Below are 20,636 nucleotides of genomic sequence, written 5' to 3'. Positions count from 1 at the left end.
CGGACCTGAGGAAGTCGCCATGATCATGCGTCGTTTCATAGCTTCGGGTACCGCAGTGACCCTGGTGGTCGGGCTGGTCGCGGGCATCCAGTCGCCTGCGGGCGCGGACGAGAGCTGGCCGCCGATCAAGCCGGACCGCGCGCACCTGGTGGACACCGCCAAGGTGCCCGTCAAGGCACCGCCGCCCGACAAGGTGGCCGAGGCCGTGGCCAAGTGGAAGCCGACTGCGTCGTGGCCCGCCGCGGGGAAGGCGGAGGTGACGCCACCGGCGGCGGCGACCCAATTCGGGGCGCGGCGGGTCCGGGCCAAGGCGCTACCGGTATGGGTCGGTGCCGCCAGCGAATCGGTCTTGCTGGGCGGTGCCGGGAAGTCGGCCACACCACCCACGGTCCAGGTGGAGATGATCGATCACCCAAGCGCGAAGAGGCGGAGCGTCGACGGGCTCATGCTGAAGCTGAGCCGTACCGACGGGAAGACCGAACCCGGCAAGGTGTCCCTGACCGTCGACTACTCGTCCTTCCGGCACGCCTACGGCGGTGACTGGGCGGCCCGGCTGCGCCTGGTCGAGGTCCCCAACAACGGCTCGGCGGGGAAGGTCCTGACGACGACCAACGACGTCGAGGCCGGGACGGCGACCGCGGACGTGACGGTGGCCAGGGCGGGTTCGACCTTCGCGCTCACCGCCGCCCCGAACGGGGAGACGGGCGACTACAAGGCGACGTCGCTGTCGCCCTCGGGTTCGTGGGCGGTGTCGACGCAGTCCGGCGACTTCACCTACTCGTATCCGCTGAAGGTGCCCGCCGCCCCCGGCGGCCTGGAGCCGGACCTGTCGCTGTCGTACTCCTCCGGGTCCGTGGACGGCCAGACGGCCGCGACGAACAACCAGGCCTCGGCGATGGGCCTGGGCTGGGACATGTGGCCGGGCTCGATCGAGCGCTCCTACATGGGCTGCGCCGACGACATCACCGACCCGCTCAAGAAGACCGGGGACCTGTGCTGGGAGACCGACAACGCGTCGCTGAGCCTTGACGGGCGCTCCTCGCGGCTCGTGTACGCAGGCGGCAACAGGTGGCGGCCGGAGAAGGACGACGGGAGCCGGATCGAGCGGCTGACCGGGGTGGACAACGGCGACAAGGGCGGCAGCGAGGGAGTCGGCGAGCACTGGAAGCTCACCACGACCGATGGCACCCAGTATTTCTTCGGCCAGACCAAGACGTCGGCGTGGACGGTGCCGGTGTTCGGCAACGAGGACGGCGAGCCGTGTAAGCAGGCCACGTTCGACGCGTCGTGGTGCGACCAGGCCTACCGGTGGAACCTGGACAAGGTCATCGACACCCACGGCAACACGATCACGTACTCGTACACGCCGGAGACGAACAACTACGGTCGCAACCTCAGCGGGGCGAAGACGACCCGGTACGTCCGCGGCGGGATCCTGGACCGCATCGAGTACGGCGGAAGGAACGGGGAGCATCCGGCCGCCCAGGTGGTCCTGGACCACGCCGAGCGCGGCGGCCCGGACGTTCCGTCCGACCAGGCGTGCGCAGACGGGCAGAACTGCGGGACGAAGTTCTCCCCGACGTTCTGGTCGACCAAGCGGCTTTCCACCATCACCACGCAGGTGTGGAACGGCAGCGCCTACAAGGACGTCGACCGGTGGACGTTCGAGCACAGCTACCCGCCCAACACCGACAACACCACGCCGTCGCTGTGGCTGCACGGCATCACCCACACCGGGCTCGCGTCCGGGGACAACATCGTCGGCCAGGCCATCGAGCTGCCGAAGGTCACCTTCAGCGGGACTCAGCTGCCGAACCGGCTGAACTCCGACACCGACGGCCTGCTGCCGATGAACAAGTGGCGGATCAACCAGATCAACAACGAGTCCGGCGGCACCGTCTCGGTCTACTACGACGGCACCGACTGCTCGCCGACCTCGCCCCCGGCCGCGCAGGGCAACACCAAGCGCTGCTTCCCCGCGATCTGGACACCGGACGGCGACATCCAGCGCAACGACTGGATGAACAAGTACCGCGTCCAGTCGGTCGCGCTCCAGGACCGGGTCGGCGGGCAGCAGACCGAGACGACCAGCTACGAGTACGTCGGCGGTACCGCCTGGAAGTACGACGACAACCCGCTGGTCCCGGCCGCGCGCCGGACGTGGAGCCAATACCGCGGCTACGAGAAGGTGCGCGTCCTGAGCGGAGACCCGACGAAGGTCACGCAGTCGTCGACGCTGCACCAGTACTTCCGCGGAATGGGCGGCGACCCGATCACCGACTCCCAGGGTGCGACCTGGCCCGACGATGACCAGCTGTCCGGCTTCCAGCGCGAGCAGATCACCTACGAGGGGGCTGGGGGGCCGGTGGTCTCCAGCGTGATCAACGATCCGTTGAAGCGCGATCCGACGGCCATCCACGGCACGCTGAAGTCCCATGTCGTCGAGGTCGAGAAGACGACCACCCGGACGACCCTGAAGCCCGGAGGCCTGCGCACCACCGAGGTCACCACCAAGTACAACGCCGAGCACCTGCCTATCGAGGTGAACGACCTCGGCGATGTCGACGTGGCGACCGACAATCGGTGCGTCACCACCCGCTACGCCCGCAACGAGACGTCGTGGCAGCTCGAGCTGGTGTCGGAGGAGTGGACCGACGCCGTCGCCTGCGGCACCACGCCTTCGTACCCCCGCGACGCCGTTTCCCATAACCGTACGTACTATGACGGCGGCGCCCTCGGAGCGGCACCGACGGCCGGTGACGCGACGAAGGTCGAGGAGCTCAAGGCGTACGTCGACGGCGAGGCCACTTACATCCCCAAGACCAGGTCCACCTTCGACGGCTACGGCCGGGTTCTGGAAGCCGTCGACCCGCTGAACCGCAAGACGACCACCAGCTACTCGCCGCAGACCGGTCTGCCGACGTCCACGACGGCGACCAACCCGATGGACGTGGCCAACCTGTCGGACGACCATGTCACGACGACCACGCTCGACCCTGTGCTGGGCCGGCCGGTGAAGGTCGCCGATCCCAATGGCCGGCGCACGGATCTGACGTACGACGCGCTGGGCCGGCTGGTGGGAGTGTGGAAGCCCGGCCGCAGCAAGGACAGCGGCGACAGCCCGAACACCCGCTACGCCTACGGAGTCCGCCCCGACGGGCCGAGCTGGGTGTCCACGGAGGTCCTCAAGCCGAACGGCAACACCCAGACGGGCTACGAGTTGTTCGACGGCTTCCTGCGCTCTCGCCAGAAGCAGGCGGTGGGACCCGGGCCAGCCGGTCAGGGGCCGTTGCGAGTGCTCACCGACACGCTGTACGACTCCCGCGGGCTGGCTGTCCAGGCCAACGGACCCTACGCCGACACCGGAACACCTGGCACCACGCTCGCAGGCGTTGATGACACCAAGGTGCCCGCTATGACCCGTACGACCTTCGACGGGGCAGAGCGACCCACCGTGACGGCCGTGCACTCCCTCGGCACCGAGCTCCACAAGACGACGACGGCGTACTTCGGCGACCGCACCGAGACGACTCCGCCTGAGGGCGGCACGCCGGTCACCACCTACACCGATGCCAGAGGCCAGCTCAGCGAGCAGCGCCAGTTCTATGCCGCGGCCACTCCGACCGGCGACCACAACAAGACCCGCTACACCTACACCAACACTGGCGAGATCGAAACGATCACGGATGCCGCGGGCAGCACGTGGCGCTACACCTATGACCTGCTCGGCCGGCAGGTGGGCATCTCCGACCCGGACAAGGGCCAGAGCACCAAGACCTACGATGACGCCGGGCAGCTCACCTCGACGAAGGACGCACGTGGCAAAACCCTCGGCTACCGGCACGACGCTCTCGGCCGCAAGATCGAGGAACGCCTTGAGACGGCCAACGGCCCGAAGGTGCTGGCGAACTGGACATACGACACCCTCTTCAAGGGACAGCTCACCTCGTCGACTCGCTATGTCGGCACCGAGAAATACACAACGGCGATCACCGGATATGACGCCGCCTACCGACCCACCGGCAAGACGCTCACCTTGCCCTCCAGCCTGTCCCCGCTGAACATCAGCCTTACCACCAAGTCGACGTACAAGGTCGACGGCAGCCCGGCTACTGTCACCCTGCCCGCATTGCCCGGTGTCGCAGAGGAGACCCTCACCTACGGCTACGACAGCCTTGGCCTTCCCTTCGAGATGAAGGCCAACAGCGGCTTCAAGTACGTGTACGACACCGCCTACTCGGAATTCGGCGAACTGTCCCAGATCCAGTTCGGTGACCTACCGGCATCAGGCCAGACAGCCCAGCAGGTCGCACAGACCTTCTACTACAAGCAGGGCACCCGGTGGCTCGACCGGGCTGTCGTCCAGCGTCAGGGCGGCCAGCCGGGCAGCGTGCAGGATCTGAACTACAGCTACGACAAGGCGGGCAACGTCACCTCGGTCGCCGACCGGCCGGAGATCGGCACCGCCGACGTGCAGTGCTTCACCTACGACGGGCTCCGGCGCCTCAGCGACGCCTGGACCACCACCGCCGCCACCTGTGGCTCGCCGGGCAACAGCGGCGGCGGACCGGCGCCGTACTGGACGAGCTACACCTACGACGCCGTCGGCAACCGGCTCTCCGCGACCCAGCACGGCGTTGGCTCGGGAGCCGCCGCGACGGCCACCACCAGCCGCTACAACTACCCGGACGACGACGAGGAACAGCCCAACACGGTTTCCTCGATCACCGCAGGCGGGACCGCGGTGACCGCCGCGGGCGCCTACGACTACGACGAGACCGGCAACATGACCACCCGGCCCGGGCCATCGGGGACCCAGACCCTGACCTGGAGCCCGCAAGGCAAGCTCGAGACCATCACCTCGGGCTCGGTCACGACCACGAACAGCTACGACGCCGATCAGGGCCTGATCGCCAGCACGGACACCGGCGCCACCACCGTCTATTTCGGCGGCGACGAGATCCGCTACGACAAGACCACCCGCCGATCCGCCAGCACCCGCCACTACACGTTCTCGGGTCGCACGATCGCCGTCCGCGATGCCGGCGGGCTCAAGTGGCTCAGCCCCGACCACCACGGCACGGACGGGGTCATCGTCAACGCCGCCGACTCCGCGACGGCCCTGCGCCGCAGCGACCCCTTCGGCAACCCTCGCGGCACCCAGCCCGCCTGGACGGGCTCCCGCGGCTTCGTCGGCGGCACCGAACTGCCCTCGGGCCTCACCCAGCTCGGCGTCCGCCAATACGACCCGAACCTCGGCCGCTTCCTCTCCGTCGACCCCGTTCTGGATCCCAAGGATCCGCAGCAGCTCAACGCGTACGCCTACGCCATCAACAACCCCACCACCATGACCGACCCGGATGGTCTGAAGTACTTCATCGATCTCGATGGCAGCGATGCCGCACCGAGCCGTTCGGCCGCCAAGACCATGGGCTACTACAACTGGAAGATGGCCATCTACAAGGCCTCGATGAGGGTATGGAAACGACGGTGCCCGCCTTTCGGCAGCTTTGGCTGTATTCTCAACAAGCCCAGGAAGCCGAACCTCTTTGATCCGAGGGACATCAACCCGCGCTACGTCAAGCCCAAGGCGAAGCCCACGTCCAAGCCAGAGTCCAAGTCCAAGCCCGCCGAGCCCGTACAATTCGATCGGCCTATCGTCACGGAGGATTTGAACAACTCCGACGCCAAGGGCTCGACGTCCATCTGTCCATCGGTGGCGATTGCCGCCGGTTACGGTGCCGGGGCCAACGCCTGCCTCTCGATGGACTCCAACGGCTTCACCTTCAACGCCGGTGTGAAGCAATTCGGCACGGAAGGCGCCTTCGCCGCCGCGGACATCGGTCTCATGTACAACAGTGGCTCCGCGGACCAGATCAACGGTGGAAGCGGCACATACGCCCAGGCGTCCCTCGGCGGCCACCTCGGCGGCGGGGGCACCCTGGCGGCAGGTGTGGAGCGCAGCTTCGACGGCGAGCTCGCCTCGTACGCACAGGCTTCCCTAGGTATTGGTCTCGGTGCCGCGGTGGGAGAAGCCGGCGTGACACACGGCGTGAACTCCGGCTATTTCAAGTGGCCGTGGGTCGACCACGTCAACGTCCGCGTCGTCGACCTCCCCTATCGGAACCCGCTCGCCCCGAAGACTTCGGGCTGGGATCGATTCTCGTAGCCGAGCCGCCGTCAGCGGGTCTTGCGGTAGAGGACGGCGTGGGAGATGCCGAAGACGGGGCGGATGGAGGCGGCGATCGTGCCGTGGTCGTTGATGTCGACGACCTCGCCTTCGGTGGTGATGCCCTTGGCGGCGAGGTCGGTCCAGCGGCCTCGCTGCCACAGGGCCGGGTGGACCTGGCCGTTGGCGAGCTGTGACTCGGCCAGGATCTGGTTCCGGTCGTTGATCGCCACGAGCCGGGTGGTCGACCCGCCCAGGGTGCCCAGGTCGGTCAGTTTGCGCTTGCGCCAGAGCGTGCCGCGTTCGGAGCGGTCGGCGGAGAGCGTCCAGCCGAGGGTCCAGCCCCGGTTGTTGATGCCGTAGGTGTTGCTGCGGTCGAACGCCCGGGCGCCCAGGTCGGTGACCTTGCCCTTGTGCCACCGGGCCGCGTGGAACCCGGTGGCGCCGTGCAGCCTGCCGCCGGCGACCTGGCCGCGGTTGTTGATGCCCGAGGCGTCGTCCAGCGGGAGCTTGCGCATGCGTCCCTTGGACCACAGGAAGGCCTTCCTGCGGCCGTCCTTGGTCGTGCTCAGGCCGACGACCTGGCCCCGGTCGTTCATCGCGGTGGGGAAGCTGGACGGGCCGCCCAGTGTGCGGAGGTTGATCAGCTTGCCGGCCCGCCAGAGGTAGGCGGTGTTCTCGCCGTCGACCCTGCCTGCTGGTACCACTCGTTGCCCTCGCGCCGTAGCCGCCGCTCCGTCCGGGTGAGCGACGGGTCCGCCGACGCGGAGTTGATGGTCTCCTGCTCGCGCAGCCCGCCGATCAGGAGCGACCACAGGTTCTCCACCACGTTCTCGGAGAACCCCGCGTCCGTCATCAGCGCGCGGTACACGGACCACTCCGGGTGCGCGGTCGGGTCGTCGGTGTGAGGCCGGTCGGCCGCGTTCGGTCCAGGGAACTTCCGCTGTACGACCGTCCCCCGCGCCCTCGTCCGGCCGATCACTCGGGCCATCGCGGCGTTCCCGGCGGCCCCCTGCAGACTCCGCGCCCATGCCACGGGGGACCCGGACCGGTCGCTCACCTGGGGTTTCGTCACGTGGGCGGTGCCGGTGCGGCCCTCGTCCTCTGTCCGGTGCGGCAGCTCGGGGAGCAATGCTCAGGACTTGTGGATCAGCTCCTCTGGAGGACGCGCGAAGGGCGTACCTTCCCGAGTGAGTGATCGTCAAGTCACCGAGTAGGCCCGCGCTGCGAACGCGGGTCGGGAAGGCACGCCCGTCCTCAGCGTAGTCAATGAAGACGGCACCACCGAGTCCGGTTCTGTGATCGACGAGATCGTCCGCGAGGGTGCTCGGCGGATGCCGGCCGCCGCTCTGGAGGCGGAGGTGGACCAGTACATAGCCGAGCTCGCCGGGCAGCGTGACGAGGCCGGTCGCCGACTGGTGGTCCGCAACGGCCGGCACCGGCCGCGGACCGTGACCACGGCTGCTGGGCCGGTTGAGGTGGCCGCCCCGCGCGTGAACGACAAGCGGGTCGACGAGACGACGGGTGAACGTCAGCGGTTCTCCTCGAAGATCCTGGCGCCGTGGTGCCGGAAGTCCCCGAAGATCAGCGAGGTGCTGCCGCTGCTCTATCTCCACGGCCTGTCGTCGGGCGACTTCGTGCCCGCGATGGAACAGTTCCTGGGCTCCTCGGCCGGGCTGTCGCCGGCCACGGTGACCCGGCTGACGCAGCAGTGGGCCGCCGACCACGCCGAGTTCCAGCGCCGTGACCTGGCCGAATCCGACTACATCTACGTCTGGGCCGACGGCGTCCACCCCAAGGTTCGCCTCGGCCAGGCCCACTCCTGCGTCCTGGTCCTGATGGGCGTGCGCCTGGACGGCACCAAGGAGCTGATCGCGCTGGCCGAGGGCCTGCGGGAGTCGACGGAGTCGTGGGCCGACCTGCTGCGGGACTGCCGCCGCCGGGGCATGCGCGATCCGGCCCTCGTCGTGGGCGACGGTGCGATGGGCCTGTGGAGGGCGCTGGCGGAGGTGTTTCCGCAGGCCAGGCACCAGAGGTGTTGGGTTCACAAAACAAGGAACGTCTCGAACGCGCTGCCGAAGTCCGCGCAGCCCGGCGCGAAGAAGGCTCTGCAGGAGATCTACAACGCCGAGGACCGTGCGCACGCCGAGAAGGCGGTCACCGCGTTCGAGAAGGCGTACGGGGCGAAGTTCCCCAAGGCCGTCAAGAAGATCACCGGCGAGGTCGACGAGCTGCTGGCGTTCTACGACTTCCCCGCCGAGCACTGGGTCCATCTGAGGACGACGAATCCGATCGAGTCGACCTTCTCCACCGTGAAGCTTCGGACCAAGGTCACCCGCGGCGCCGGCAGCCCGGCCGCAGCCCTCGCGATGGCTTCAAACTCGTTGAGTCCGCCCAGGCCCGCTGGCGAGCGGTCACCGCACCGCACCTCGTCGCCCTCGTTCGAGCCGGCGCCCGCTTCGAGAACGGCCTCCTCGTCGAACGAGACGAGACCCTCGCAGCGTGATCCACCTCAACTGATCCACAGGTATTGACAATTACTCGAATCCAACACCACATAGCGGGGGTACGACGTCTCTACTTCAATGACACACCCCACCCGAGGGATGTCGACCCGTCCCTCGATCAGGGCGTGGTGAAATTTCTGCAACAGACTCTCCTCAGGGGATCTCGTCCCCTCGCTCAACGAGTCAGAGAAGGTGCAGTTAACAGGTCGCAAGACCCACAGGTACGGCAGCGGTGGCTCCCCTCTGTGCCAGTGGTGCACGGCGCCGGTGATGTGGCGGTGGGGTCCGACTGCGCGCTACGTCAGCACGCGCGCTTAACGGAGCGCGGCCGCCTGCCGGGTTCCTGTGGCTGAGGACGCTGGTCGGCCGCTGGCCACGTGCGTGAGGTGTGCGAGCCTGGCAACCAGCGGAGGCTGGGGACGGACTCGACACAGGGAGGCGCGCAGTGCGGACTGCGTATCACGAAGAGCTGGAATCGATCACTGACAGCCTGGTGGACATGGCCCACCTGGTCGGCTCGGCCATCGGTCGGGCCACCACTGCTCTCCTCGATGCCGACCTGCAGCTCGCCGAGAGCGTGATCGCAGCCGACGAGAAGGTCGATGATCTGCAACGCGACCTGGAGAACCGGGCGATCGCGCTGCTGGCGCGGCAGCAGCCGGTCGCCACGGACCTGCGGATCGTGGTCACCTCACTGCGGATGAGCGCGGACCTGGAACGCTCGGGAGACCTGGCCCAGCATGTGGCCAAGCTGGCCCGGCGGCGCTACCCCGAGCGGGCAGTACCGCGCGACCTGCGCCGCACCATCCTGGAAATGGGCCAGCTGGCGCAGCGCCTGATGGCGCAGGCCGCCGAGGTACTCATCACCCACGATGTCGAAGCGGCACTCCAGCTGGAACAGGACGACGACCGCATGGACGAACTCCACCGCCTGATCTTCCAGCATCTGCTGGACGACCAGTGGCACCACGGCGTGGAAACGGCCGTGGACACCACGCTGGCCGGCCGCTACTACGAGCGGTTCGCCGACCATGCCGTGTCCGTGGCCCGGCACGTGGTCTACCTCGCCACAGGCGAGCACGCCGACGAGCTGACCACCGACTCACCCGCAACCGTCTGACTTCGACCCGGCGGCCAACGTGACGCTCGGAGGGGCCAACAGCCCGCTCAGCCGCACTTGCCGCCAGTGTCGCCGGGCTACCGCACCGACTGCCGGAACGCCTCGATCGCGGTGCGCACCTCGCGGGCTTGGTCCCACTCCGCGCCGTACTCGCCGGCGGGCGTACGCCAGGACCGCACCAAGCTCTCCGCCATCTCCGCTACCACCTCCGGCACCGCGAACACCCGGCGCAGCGGGACCAGGGGACGGCGCGGAAGCGTGCCGTCGCCCAAGAGGCGGACCAGGGCGCACGACCAGCCGACATCCTCACCCAGCTGCCCCGGGACACGCGGGCCCGTTCGGGTGCACGGATCCGGGCTGAAGGTGCCGGCGTCGTGACCGGAGCCCCACACCACTCGTGCCAGGGCTCCCCGCTGACCTCCGTGCGTTGCCGCGGTGAAGGTGCAGGCGGCTGTGGTAACTCCCGGAGATCACGACGGCCCGTCACTGTGCGGCGGGGGAGGCCAGGCAGGGCGATGCTCAGCGGGCAGCTCCCTGAGCGCTTGGCCGACCGTTGGCCAATCGGGCAATAGCTCAATGCTGCCTGTTTGCACCAGCAGCTCCGTCAAGCGACGCCCCGCCCCGGCCAGAAGGATCTTGCCGTTCCTGCGTTCCAGCAGCCAGCGGACCGCGAGCAGGCAGTTGAGCCCCCGCGAATCACAGAACACGAGAGCCGTCACGTCCAGCACCAGGGAGCGATGCCCGGCGTCGACGCTGGCACCGAGGGTGCGCAGGAAGAACTCCTCGCAGGTGTGGTCGAGTTCGCCACTGACCCGCAGGACCGCGATGTCGTCGCTGCTGGCAAGCTCGGTGATGGTCAGGCGATGGGTCTGCGTGGACATCGCACCTCCATCCGGCCAACGTACGAAAGAGCGTCACGATCGGCCCCTGCGCCTCGGCGCCCCATGCGGACCGACGAGCGCCCGCAGCAGTACTGCTCAAGCCAGCGGCTCCATGCGGCTGCCGTGTGCTCCGGGCACCGTCTGGCCCGATACCCGTATGGGTGCGTGTGCCCCGCGTTCCGCAGGGCAGCGGAACCAGATGAGATTCCTTCTCGGCCTGGAACACACCCTGAAGAGAAGACTCAACGGCCCGACTCGGTAATGCCATCCGCGAGCTGCCCGACCACATCGGCGACTCCCTGCCCGAAGGCCGTCGGAGCAACCAACACGCCGAACACCAACACGATGACAACGGTCAGCTGTTCGTCGGATCGCTTCCGCGCCTCAGTACGGCGACGAAGCCGGACAATGATGATGACCGCCAGGAGAACCGCCACATTGATCGACAGAACCATGAGCCCCCTCCTCCGCACGCGCGCCCTTGGTTCAGGAGTAACGAGCGCGGACAGCAGGGGCAGCTCAGATACGTGCGGATGGCAACAAAGGGCGTACAAACGGCCGGAACCGCGGGGTTGCGACGATGCGGCGAACCATCGCCGGGGCGTCGGTGGAGTCGTTGCCTCAGGGGGTTTGTGGCAACTTCAATTGGGGTCTGGCACAAGTTCCGGATGCTGTTGGTGATCTTCACCGAGCTCGTGAGGTGCTGAACATCAGTTTTCGGCAGAGGAGTTGGAATGGACTGGCGGGTCGAGATGGTCGTGACGGCGCAGCGCCGGGTGGGAAGCAGCCGCTGAGCCTGATGATGTTGGTTCCGGCGGCGGTCAGGACGTGTTGGACATGTGTCTTGGCGATTCCCCGGTAGCGGCAGTTGCGCAGGCCGTGAGCGTGGACGGTCTCGGAGACCGTGGCTTCGCAGCCGGCCCGCATCGCGTATCGCTCACGCCAGGCGCTGGTCTCCTGCTCCTGGCGCGCCTGATTCTGGATCTCCTCCAGGGGGCGGGGAAGGAGCATGACGTGTCGGCCTCTGTTGACCGTGTTGCCGGTGCAGAGTGCGCGGTCGGCGCAGGCCCGGCAGACAGCCGTCGGGAAGCGCACCGAGTACTGCGGACGGCCGTCCAGAAAGGTCTCATTCCAGGGAAAGCTGGTTTCGCCGCGCGGGCAGGTGAGGGTGTGCTGCTCCCAGTTGGGCCGGAAGTGGCGTTTGTCGAAGCCGGGATGCTCTCGATTGCTGGACACCGTGCGAATGGGACCGGTGAGCCTGATTCCGTACCCGGTGATCGCCGTGTGAATGGTGGAGGGGCTGATGTAGCCTCCGTCGACCAGATGCTCCACGGGGCGGAACCCCCGGACCGCCAGGCCCTGATGGATCCGTGGGAGAGCATCGATGTCCTGTTCCGGCGCGGGGGCCGTGACAACCTGGACGATCACGTTCGGGCCGGTGCCGTCGCACGTCTCCGTCTGGTGATCGCGGTAGCCGATCCAAGATCGGGCCCCGGATGAGACGACCTTCCGGCTGAAGCGGGCCTCGGCATCGTGCGGGGTAATGATCTCCACGCTGGCCCATGGCACCCGCGCGACCGCGGGATCCGGCCGGCCCTGGGCCTCCGCGACGCTGGACCGACGTGGAGTCTCCCGCCTGGATCGCCGATCCTGAGTGGACTTCGGCTCGCGCCAGCGCAGTTGCCCCTCTTCATCGAACCAGTACTGCTGTAACCACACCTGCCTCAGGACCTGCACTCCCGGCAGGTTCCGCAGCCGGTGCGGTGCATCATCGCCGTACACGGCACTCAACAGCCGGACGCCGTCTGCACCGACCTCGACCCCGGATACCGGCGACTGAGGTATGTGCGCTATGCCGACGACACGCTACTCGGGTTTGCCGGACCGAAGGCAGAAGCAGAGGAAATCAAACAGCGGCTGGCGCACTTCCTGCGTGAGGAACTCAAGCTGGAAATGTCGCCGGAGAAGACGCTGATCACGCACGCCCGTACCCGGGCAGCGAAGTTCCTCGGCTACGACATCACCGTGCTGCACAACGACCGGAAGGTCTCCGGCAGACGCCGCTCTGTCAATGGGACCATCCGTCTGCGTGTCCCTCGTTCGGTGGTATCTGCCAAGCAGGCCCAGTACATGAAGCGCGGCAAACCCGCGCGTCGGCCCGAGCTGCTGAACCAGGACGACCACGTCATCGTCAGCACCTACGGGTCGGAGTACCGCAGCACCGTCCAGTACTACCTGCTGGCCGGCGACGTCTTCCGGCTCGCCCGGCTGCAATGGGTCATGGAGACCTCGATGCTGATGACGCTCGCCAACAAGCACCGCTCGTCGGTGTCGAAGATGGCCCGCAAGTACGCGGCCACCATCGAGACACCACACGGGCTACGCAAGTGCTTCGAGGCCCGCGTCGAACGCACCGGCAGGAAGCCTCTGGTCGGACGTTTCGGAGGAATCCCGCTGCGACAGGACAAGAAGACGGCCCTCAACGACCGTCAGTTGGCCCCGGTCAACACCAAACGCAAGGAGCTGGTCACCCGGCTCCTTGCCGGGCGTGGGAGTCCTGCGGACGCGTCGATGAGGTGGAAGTTCACCACGTCGCCAAGCTCGCTGATCTCGGACGATCGGGAAACCGGCCACCGTGGGCAGATCTCATGGCCGCGCGGAAGCGCAAGGCCCTTGTGGTCTGCGGTAGTTGTCACGCGGACATCCACGACAGGAGTCCTGTCCCAGCACGCACGGAGCAGTCACTGGAGAGCCGGGTGCGGTGACAAGCCGCATGCCCGGTTCGGGCTGGGGGCCGTTGGAAAAGGACCTGCTCAACAGGTACCTCGCCGACGGCCCACCAGTACCCTCTGGCAGAACCTAGCCACCGCAGTCGAGAAGACCGTCGCTGCCCACCGCACCTGCCTGCACGATATTCCACCGGCCGGCCCAGAACCCGAGCCGGAGTGGGAGACGCCCATCGAAGCAACTTCCGACCAGGACGACGAAGAGGAGGATCCGACCGGCAGGTTCGCCGAGCGAGCCCGCGCCCACCACGCCCTCGTCCATGAACTCCTCGACCAGGACATGGGAATCCGCCACATCGCCCGCCACCTGGGCTGGGGACGCCACACCGTCCAGCGATACGCCCGCGCCGCCCGCTGGCAGGACATGGTAAAAGGCCGCAAGCGCCAACTCCCCAGCAAACTCGACCCGTTCAAGCCCTACCTGACACAACGCTGGGCCGAAACCGACGGAAAAGTGACCATCCTCGACCTCCACCGCGAGATCACCGCCCGCGGCTTCCGCGGCCACGACTCCACCGTCCGCGACTGGGCCCGGCGCGACCTGCCCCGGCAGGAAGGCTTCACACCCGCCCCGCCACCGCCGTCAGTGCGGAAGGTGACCGGCTGGCTCACCCGGCACCCGGCCACCCTCACCGAGGAGGAGAAACTGCACCGCAAGGCCGTACTCCACCACTGCCCCGAGCTGGCGTCCGCAGCCGAGCTGACCGGCTCGTTCGCGGAGATGCTCACGACACTCAGCGGCTCCCGCCTACCCGCATGGATCACCGAGGCCACGGAGGCCAACCTGCCCGGCATCAGCAGCTTCGCTACCGACCTGCACAGCGGCTTCGACGCCGTGACCGCCGGGCTGACCACCGACTGGAACTCCGGCCCGGTCGAAGGAGCAGTCAACCGGATCAAGATGCTCAAGCGCCAGATGTTCGGCCGGGCAGGTTTTGCCCTGCTCCGGAAGCGAGTCCTCCTCGCCTGACGGGCCCTGACGGGCCCACCTCTGCCTCAGGCAGCAGCTCTCAGATCATCCGCAGTCAGGAGTGACAGCAGGTGGATTTGTTCGGCCGCAAGCGCCTCGGTCCCGCCCTGCAGACGGTCGATGACGCAGAGCGCCTCGCGAACGTCCGCACCCAGGGCACGCAACTCGGCGGTAGACAACACGATCTGACCACCGCTAGTGACTACATCCTCTACGACAAGCACTCGGCGCCCGGCGATGTCCGCGCCTTCAGCCAGGCGGCGCGTTCCATACGACTTGGCCTGCTTGCGAACAAAGGCGCAGGGAAGGCCGGTGTGTCGGCCGAGCGCGGTGACGACCGGGATACCACCCATCTCGAGGCCAGCCAGCACCTCCGTGCCCTTCGGCACGAGCGTGGCCATCGCCTGCGCGATGGCATCAAGGAGAACAGGGTCGCCTTCGAAGCGGTACTTGTCGAAGTACTCCGAGGCCCTACGTCCCGAGCGGAGTACGAAATCACCGGTCAGATGGGACGCAGCATGGATCTGTTGAGCAAGGTCTGAAGAAGTCACAGGACCGGAGTATCTCAGCCAACCGAACCTCTGGCCGGTCGGTGAGTCCCTCAGCAAGCGGGAGATCGGCGATCACCGAGCATAGTCAGCTCACGGAACTTGTGTCAGACCCTAGTTCTGGCCCCACTCGGGCAACGTGATTTGGCCCCAGGGCGGGGTGGGTCGGGGACGGTTGTTCCAGGTTCTTTTGGCCCCACCTGGCCGTCGGACCGTCCGTAGCTTTCAGCGAAAAATCAACGCTAGGCAGTTGATCTAGACGGCGTGGGCCGCCTGGGTACGGAGAAGGCCCCGCCCTTCGGATCTTGGGTTCTAGGAGTCGTCGCAACACCCCAGTTCAAGGGGTGCGATGGAGTTCGAGATCCGCAAGGTGCGGACGGTGGCCCAAGGCCGCAAGAAGCTGGTCCGTGAGCGGGAGGAATACTTCCGGCTCATGGATCAGGGCCTGACCAGCTACGAAGCGTGCCGGATCGTCGGGATCAACTACCGCACCGGCAAGCGGTGGCGGAACGGCCGCAACCCGACCAGCAGGACCAAGGGGGCGCCCCCGGCTCAGCGGCCGATGGCGCCCCCGTCGGATCGGTCCCGGTATCTGCGTGAGACCGAACGGATCCACCTAGCCGACCGGCTGCGGGAGAAAGCCACGATCCGTGCGATAGCCGCCGAGCTGGGCCGCAGCCCGTCGACGATCAGCCGGGAAATCCGCCGCAACTGCACGGTCGACCCGCGCGGCCAGAGGCACTACCGCCCGCACGCCGCGCAGGCCCGCGCCGATGCCCGCCGGCCCCGCCCCAAGACCGGGAAGATCCGCCAGAACCCGCAGCTGCGCGACTTCATCCAGCACCACCTGGACCTACGGTGGAGCCCGGAACAAATCTGCCAGGCCCTGCAGGCCCGGTTCCCCGACCGGCCGGAGACGCACGTGGCCCACGAGACGGTTTACCAGGCCCTCTACATCCAGGGCCGAGGTGAACTGCGCCGCGAGCTGGCCAAGGCGCTGCGGACCGGCCGCGTCCGGCGCAAGCCCCGCCGCCAGGCCCAACAGCGCCAGCCGCGCTTCCGCGAGCCGATGGCCATAATCAGCGAACGGCCTGCCGAGGCCGCCGACCGCGCGGTTCCCGGCCACTGGGAAGGTGACCTCATCATCGGTAAGGACGGCGCCTCCGCCATCGGCACCCTCGTCGAACGCTCCACCCGCTACGTGATGCTCCTGCACCTGCCAAACGGCCGGAACACAGAGCTGGTCCGTGACGCCCCCCGTGGAGACCGTCAAGACCCTGCCAGGGCACCTGAAACGCTCCCTGACCTGGGACCAAGGCGTTGAAATGGGCCGCCACCACGAGTTCACCATCACCACCGACATCCCCGTCTACTTCTGTGACCCGGCCAGCCCCTGGCAGCGCGGCTCGAACGAGAACACCAACGGCCTGCTGCGGCAGTACTTCCCGACTTGTATTGGGGGCAGCGGTGTTCGTGATCGGGTTGGCCGCCCGTAACGTGCCGCAGGACGCCGGGCAGGCTGACTCGAGTACTTCCTGCCGCCCGTAAGGGCTGGCTCTCTTTGGGTGTGTCGACCTGCCCGGTATCCGTTCGCGGCTTGACTCAACAGAGGCATGAGCACCGGCCACCCCACGTTTCTCGAAGTCGGGATGTCAGCTGCGGATTCCACCGACCCGACGTTCGAGGAAGAGGACCGCCGATGATGCTGATCGGTATCGATCCGCACAAGTCGACCCACACAGCCACGGCCGTGGATCCAGGCACCAACCGTGATCAGGCATCGATCCGCATCGACGGGACTCTCCAGGAATACCAGCGCATGCTGGACTGGGCCTGCCAGTGGCACCAGCGGCAATGGGCCGTCGAGAACGCCAGGGGCCTGGGACACCACCTGACGTCATGGCTCCTCGCCCGGGGAGAACGGGTCGTCGACGTCCCGCCCACTGCCACTGCCCGTGTCCGTCAACTCTCCCGCGGCGCAGGCCGCAAGACCGACCGCATCGATGCCGCCGCGGCGGCCTGCGTCGCCGCTGTCCAGGGCGACGCGCGACCGGTGCAGCCCGAGAACTCAACGGATGCGCTGGCGCTGCTGGACGAACGACGTAGCAACCTCGCGCAGGCCAGGGTCCGCGCGGTCAACCAGCTCCACGCGCTGCTGCGAGCCCTCCTGCCCGGAGGGGCGCCACGTGATCTGTCCGCGGCCAAAGCCGAGCAGCTGCTGCAGACGGTCGTCCCCGTCGGTCCCGCCGAAACCACCCGCCAGGCCCTCGCCGCCGACCTGATCACCGAGGTCCGCACATGGGACGTGAAGCTGAAAGACAACGCTAAAGCCATGGCGGCACTGGTCGCAGAGTCCGGAAGCCGACTGACCGACACTCCGGGCATCGCAGCCATAACCGCCGCCCGCCTCTTGGGCCGGACCGGAAACCCCACTCGCTTCCCAACTGCCAGTGCCTTCGCCCAGTACGCCGGCACCGCCCCCATCGAGATAGCCAGCGCCGGCCGCGCACACCATCGCCTGTCCAGGCGCGGCGATCGTCAGCTCAACGCGGCACTCCACACTGTGGCCATCACGCAGATCCGCATGCCCGGCACTCGGGGTCACGCCTACTTCCAGGCCAAAGTCGCAGAAGGCAAGACACCCAGGGAAGCACAGCGCTGTCTGAAGCGCCGCCTGGCTGATCACGTCTGGCGCACGATGGTCGGCGACGAACGCCGCCGCACCCGAACGACGGGCCCAGGAGGACAGCCGGGGGCGACTACAGCATCCAGCGCGGTCGGCCCAACCCCGACGGCCGACTCTTCGGACAAGTCACTTCCCGGACCCGCCGAAACCGAGCCTACGCGACTGCACCAGACACCTTGACAAACACAGAGGCACCCAAGGGCACCGACCTTGCGGTCCACAGCCGCGAGCACCTCGACGCCGTCGCTGCCGAACTCAACGGCCGCCCACGCAAAACGCTCGACTGGGAAACCCCAGCCGAGCGCCTGCATAAACTGCTCGCGGCCTGATCAACACGACCACGTGTTGCGACGACCCCTAGAAAGCGCCGGTAGCCGAGGAGCGGGGCCTTCTGTCTTGCTACTTGTCGGAGGGCTCGTCGTCCCCCGAACCGCGCAGGTCATGCCACTCGTCGATGGTGCGGCCGATCTGCCGCATCAGCTCACGTAGCTGCGCGAGAAGTAGAACGAGCAGGCCGAAGAGCGGGTCCGACCGGAGTACGCCGGAAACCTGCCGTAGGGCAGTGATGCATCGCGCTGAGCTGGGGATTTTCCTGTCGCATTGATGTTCGTTGGAGTCGTCGCCGCGCGGGGGCCTTTGTCCGGTTGATGGTCGGGGGGTGGTTTCGTGGCGTCGATCGAGCGGACGGCGTATCCGCGGTTGAAACACGCGGTGTCGGCGCGGGAGTTGCCCACCTCGGCAGCACGAATCCGGGAGGCAACGGCGCTGCCCCGGCTCGAGGCCGCGTCAGCGGCAGGCCGGAGAGGGCACGGAGGGTGGCGGTGCAGGGACTCGGCCGTTCAGCGGCTCCGGTCGACGCGGTCGACGAAGTCGCCGACCGCGGTGGCGAAGGCGGCGGGCGCCTCCTGCGCGACGAAATGCCCGACGTCCGGGATCGTGACCGCGGTGACGTCGCCAGCGACCTGGCGCATCGTCCGCTCGGTGAAGGGGGCGTTGATGCCGTCGACGGCGAGCACGGGAACGGTCAGCGGCCGCGACTCGGCCAGTGCCCGCATCCGGCCGCCGCCGGTCAGGGAGGAACGGTAGAGCCCCTCGGTGCCGCGCCAGCCGCCCGGCCGCGCGTAGGTGCGGGCGAACTCGTCGAGGTCGGCCTCGGTGACCCCGCCCGGCACCATCGTCATCACCGAGACGGCCCAGTCGAGCATCACTCGCTCGCGGCCGGCCAGGAACAGCTCCGGAATTCCCGGGGCGGCCAGGAATCCCACGTGCCAGGAGCCGCCGTTCCTCACGTCGGCCAGCATCTCCCAGCCGTACCCCGGAAGGGTGGTCTCGACGCCGGTGAAGCTGAGGACGTCGCCGGGGTGCGTGGCCGCGAACGCGAAGACCGGCCCGCCGCTGATGTCCTGGCAGGTCACGTGCACGGGCCCGACGCCGAGGTGGGCGACCAGCCGGTGCAGGTCCTCCGCCATGGTGGCCAAGTCGTGGTCGCCGTCGGCGATGCCGGAGTCGCCGAAGCCGCGCAGGTCGACGGCGAACACCCGGTGGGTGGCGGCGAGCAGCGGGATGACGTCGCGGAAGGCCCACCAGGACTCCGGCCACCCGTGCACCAGCAGGATCGGGGAGCCGGTGTCGCCCGCCGAGACGTAGTGCAACGTGGTGCCGTTGACCTCGGCGGTGTGGTGCGTGACGCCCGCCACGGCGGGCGAGGCGGTCACGAAAGAGCTGGTCATGCGATGACTCCCAAGATAGACAACCAGGTTGACTCCAGTGTTGGTCAACCTGGTTGTCCAGGTCAAGGGAAGATCTAGACTGTGGTCATGTCCTCACGATCCGGCGCCGATCTCGCCCTGCTGCTCCTGGGCAGCTATCGCAATCTGGTGGACGAAGTGGTCCGGGAGCTGGCGACCCGGGGATACCCCGACGCCCGGCCGTCGCACGAGTACGCGATCCGGGCCATCCGAGCCGGCGCCGACAGCGCCTCGGACTTGGCCCGCAGACTCGCCATCACCAAGCAGGCCGCGGCGAAGACGATCGCCGCGCTCGTCGAACGCGGGTACGTCACCACCGAGACCGACCCCGCCGACATCCGCCGCAAGAACATCCGGATCACCGATCACGGGATCGGGCTGATCACCGAGAGCACGGCGATCTTCGACGAGGTGCGGGCCCGCTGGGAAGTGCGTCTGGGCGCCGCCGAACTCGCCGAGCTGGAAACGCAGCTCGCCCAGTTCGTCGGCGACTCGCCCATCAACCTCGACGCTCCGGGCTGGGCGGCGGGACAGGAACTGCGCTAGCGGTCAGCCGAGGGTCGTGGTCGGCCGGTCGGTGGCACATCTGTCGCGGAGCCCCGCGAAACGCCCGCCGTCCGCCCGTCCCCGTCGACGGGTTGGACGGTGGCCTCGGACGGCGGCTGCGGCACCTCGCCGACGCCCGGCGCCACTCGACCGACGACGGACCCTGCCCCCGGCCCGCGCAGCAGGACGTACCCGTTGCGCGCTGAGGAGTGGGAGCGTCTGGCAGGGAGCTGTCCGAGGTCAGGGTTCCTGCCCCAACAGCGGCACATCACCGGGAGTCAGATCGCTCCTGACGCGCTCCAGCCGCACGGGGTGGCGCCAGCGGCTGGCCGGTCCAGGGCCGCGTCGACCGCGACCTCCGCGATGACAACCGGCTCGACCAGCCGTACGGCGAGTCGGAGGGAAGCCACACCTGCGCCTTCAACTCATCCCGGGCGTCCTGCCGCTCCCTCTGCAATGCGGCACGTCGGGTGAGGACGCCCTCGCGCTGTGCGTCGCGTTCCCGCGCCCACGTACTGCCCTGCACGTCCTGCTCCACCCTGCCCGCAACAACCACCATGTCCTGGCCGGAAACCAGTCATCCTCTCCGCGGCACGTCCCCGCTGAGCTGCGCTTCGGTCGCCGTCCCGGTGTCGGTGCTGTCCCGAGCTGTCCTCCCGGCGGTGGTGGAAGGGA

At 67.9% G+C, this 20,636-nt stretch carries 15 protein-coding genes and 4 pseudogenes; 9 read left to right on the top strand and 10 right to left on the bottom strand.

Annotated elements, in window-relative coordinates; all coding sequences use genetic code 11:
* The first annotated feature begins 19 nt into the window (after window positions 1-19).
* Window positions 20-6,169, top strand: a complete 6,150-nt coding sequence (locus QF035_RS54160; RefSeq protein ID WP_307530510.1) for an RHS repeat-associated core domain-containing protein — start codon at window positions 20-22, stop codon at window positions 6,167-6,169.
* A gap of 11 nt (window positions 6,170-6,180) precedes the next feature.
* Here QF035_RS54160 and QF035_RS54155 read toward each other — a convergent pair whose 3' ends face one another.
* Together QF035_RS54155 and QF035_RS54150 are read right to left on the bottom strand one after the other, a co-directional pair.
* Window positions 6,181-6,876, bottom strand: a complete 696-nt coding sequence (locus tag QF035_RS54155) for a hypothetical protein (RefSeq protein ID WP_307530508.1) — start codon at window positions 6,874-6,876, stop codon at window positions 6,181-6,183.
* The gene (locus tag QF035_RS54150; RefSeq protein WP_212670973.1) at window positions 6,813-7,160 is read right to left on the bottom strand and encodes a hypothetical protein; all 348 of its coding nucleotides are present in this window, start codon (window positions 7,158-7,160) and stop codon (window positions 6,813-6,815) included. Before QF035_RS54150 ends, QF035_RS54155 begins: the two co-directional genes overlap by 64 nt.
* Before the next feature lie 307 nt (window positions 7,161-7,467).
* On the opposite strand from QF035_RS54150, the pseudogene QF035_RS54145 reads away from it, so the two are divergent.
* Both QF035_RS54145 and phoU read left to right on the top strand, forming a co-directional pair.
* Window positions 7,468-8,675, top strand: a pseudogene (locus QF035_RS54145) (IS256 family transposase).
* Window positions 8,676-9,121: 446 nt separating this feature from the next.
* Window positions 9,122-9,796, top strand: a complete 675-nt coding sequence (gene phoU, locus QF035_RS54140; RefSeq protein WP_307530504.1) for a phosphate signaling complex protein PhoU — start codon at window positions 9,122-9,124, stop codon at window positions 9,794-9,796.
* Window positions 9,797-9,873: 77 nt separating this feature from the next.
* On the opposite strand, the gene QF035_RS54135 is transcribed toward phoU, so the two are convergent.
* The 4 genes from QF035_RS54135 to QF035_RS54120 all read right to left on the bottom strand — a co-directional run bounded on the left by QF035_RS54135 (window position 9,874) and on the right by QF035_RS54120 (window position 12,231).
* Window positions 9,874-10,068 carry a hypothetical protein gene (locus tag QF035_RS54135; protein ID WP_307530502.1) on the bottom strand — a complete coding sequence of 65 codons (195 nt, stop codon included), beginning with the start codon at window positions 10,066-10,068 and terminating at the stop codon, window positions 9,874-9,876.
* A gap of 198 nt (window positions 10,069-10,266) precedes the next feature.
* Window positions 10,267-10,677 (bottom strand): STAS domain-containing protein, encoded by a 411-nt coding sequence (locus QF035_RS54130; protein ID WP_307529724.1) that lies wholly within the window; start codon window positions 10,675-10,677, stop codon window positions 10,267-10,269.
* Between the two features lie 242 nt (window positions 10,678-10,919).
* Window positions 10,920-11,132: a hypothetical protein gene (locus tag QF035_RS54125; protein WP_307529722.1), complete on the bottom strand. Its 213-nt coding sequence runs from the start codon at window positions 11,130-11,132 to the stop codon at window positions 10,920-10,922.
* Window positions 11,133-11,361: 229 nt separating this feature from the next.
* Entirely contained in the window at window positions 11,362-12,231 is an 870-nt protein-coding gene (locus tag QF035_RS54120; protein WP_307530500.1) for a transposase, read from the bottom strand.
* A 264-nt stretch (window positions 12,232-12,495) separates the two neighbouring features.
* On the opposite strand from QF035_RS54120, the pseudogene QF035_RS54115 reads away from it, so the two are divergent.
* A pseudogene (locus QF035_RS54115) lies at window positions 12,496-13,442 on the top strand (HNH endonuclease); the annotation flags it as partial.
* A gap of 94 nt (window positions 13,443-13,536) precedes the next feature.
* Here the strand turns inward: QF035_RS54115 and QF035_RS54110 are convergent.
* Complete coding sequence (locus tag QF035_RS54110; RefSeq protein WP_307530498.1) at window positions 13,537-13,758, bottom strand: hypothetical protein; 222 nt, start codon at window positions 13,756-13,758, stop codon at window positions 13,537-13,539.
* Between QF035_RS54110 and QF035_RS54105 the strand changes: the two genes are divergently transcribed.
* Window positions 13,744-14,433 (top strand): transposase, encoded by a 690-nt coding sequence (locus QF035_RS54105; RefSeq protein ID WP_307530496.1) that lies wholly within the window; start codon window positions 13,744-13,746, stop codon window positions 14,431-14,433. The two genes, QF035_RS54110 and QF035_RS54105, sit on opposite strands and share 15 nt — an antisense overlap.
* 26 nt (window positions 14,434-14,459) lie before the next feature.
* On the opposite strand, the gene pyrE is transcribed toward QF035_RS54105, so the two are convergent.
* Window positions 14,460-14,984, bottom strand: coding sequence for an orotate phosphoribosyltransferase (pyrE, locus tag QF035_RS54100; protein ID WP_307530494.1), 525 nt, complete (start codon window positions 14,982-14,984; stop codon window positions 14,460-14,462).
* A gap of 346 nt (window positions 14,985-15,330) precedes the next feature.
* Between pyrE and QF035_RS54095 the strand changes: the two are divergent.
* The 3 genes and pseudogenes from QF035_RS54095 to QF035_RS54085 form a co-directional block, all read left to right on the top strand.
* Window positions 15,331-16,429: pseudogene (locus tag QF035_RS54095) on the top strand (IS30 family transposase); the annotation flags it as partial.
* Window positions 16,430-16,680: 251 nt separating this feature from the next.
* Window positions 16,681-17,847: an IS110 family transposase gene (locus QF035_RS54090; protein WP_307530492.1), complete on the top strand. Its 1,167-nt coding sequence runs from the start codon at window positions 16,681-16,683 to the stop codon at window positions 17,845-17,847.
* 14 nt (window positions 17,848-17,861) lie between these two features.
* Window positions 17,862-17,996: pseudogene (locus QF035_RS54085) on the top strand (IS30 family transposase); the annotation flags it as partial.
* A 510-nt stretch (window positions 17,997-18,506) separates the two neighbouring features.
* Here QF035_RS54085 and QF035_RS54080 read toward each other — a convergent pair.
* Window positions 18,507-19,397, bottom strand: coding sequence for an alpha/beta fold hydrolase (locus tag QF035_RS54080; protein ID WP_307530490.1), 891 nt, complete (start codon window positions 19,395-19,397; stop codon window positions 18,507-18,509).
* Between the two features lie 87 nt (window positions 19,398-19,484).
* On the opposite strand from QF035_RS54080, the gene QF035_RS54075 reads away from it, so the two are divergent.
* The gene (locus QF035_RS54075) at window positions 19,485-19,961 is read left to right on the top strand and encodes a MarR family winged helix-turn-helix transcriptional regulator (RefSeq protein WP_033532175.1); all 477 of its coding nucleotides are present in this window, start codon (window positions 19,485-19,487) and stop codon (window positions 19,959-19,961) included.
* A 278-nt stretch (window positions 19,962-20,239) separates the two neighbouring features.
* Here QF035_RS54075 and QF035_RS54070 read toward each other — a convergent pair whose 3' ends face one another.
* Complete coding sequence (locus tag QF035_RS54070; RefSeq protein WP_307530486.1) at window positions 20,240-20,371, bottom strand: hypothetical protein; 132 nt, start codon at window positions 20,369-20,371, stop codon at window positions 20,240-20,242.
* Window positions 20,372-20,636 lie beyond the last annotated feature (265 nt).

Source organism: Streptomyces umbrinus (assembly GCF_030817415.1).
In the GTDB taxonomy this organism is placed as follows: Bacteria; Actinomycetota; Actinomycetes; order Streptomycetales; family Streptomycetaceae; genus Streptomyces; species Streptomyces umbrinus_A.
The sequence above is the reverse complement of the archived record's forward strand: the minus strand, read 5'-3'. Positions and strand labels throughout refer to the sequence as shown.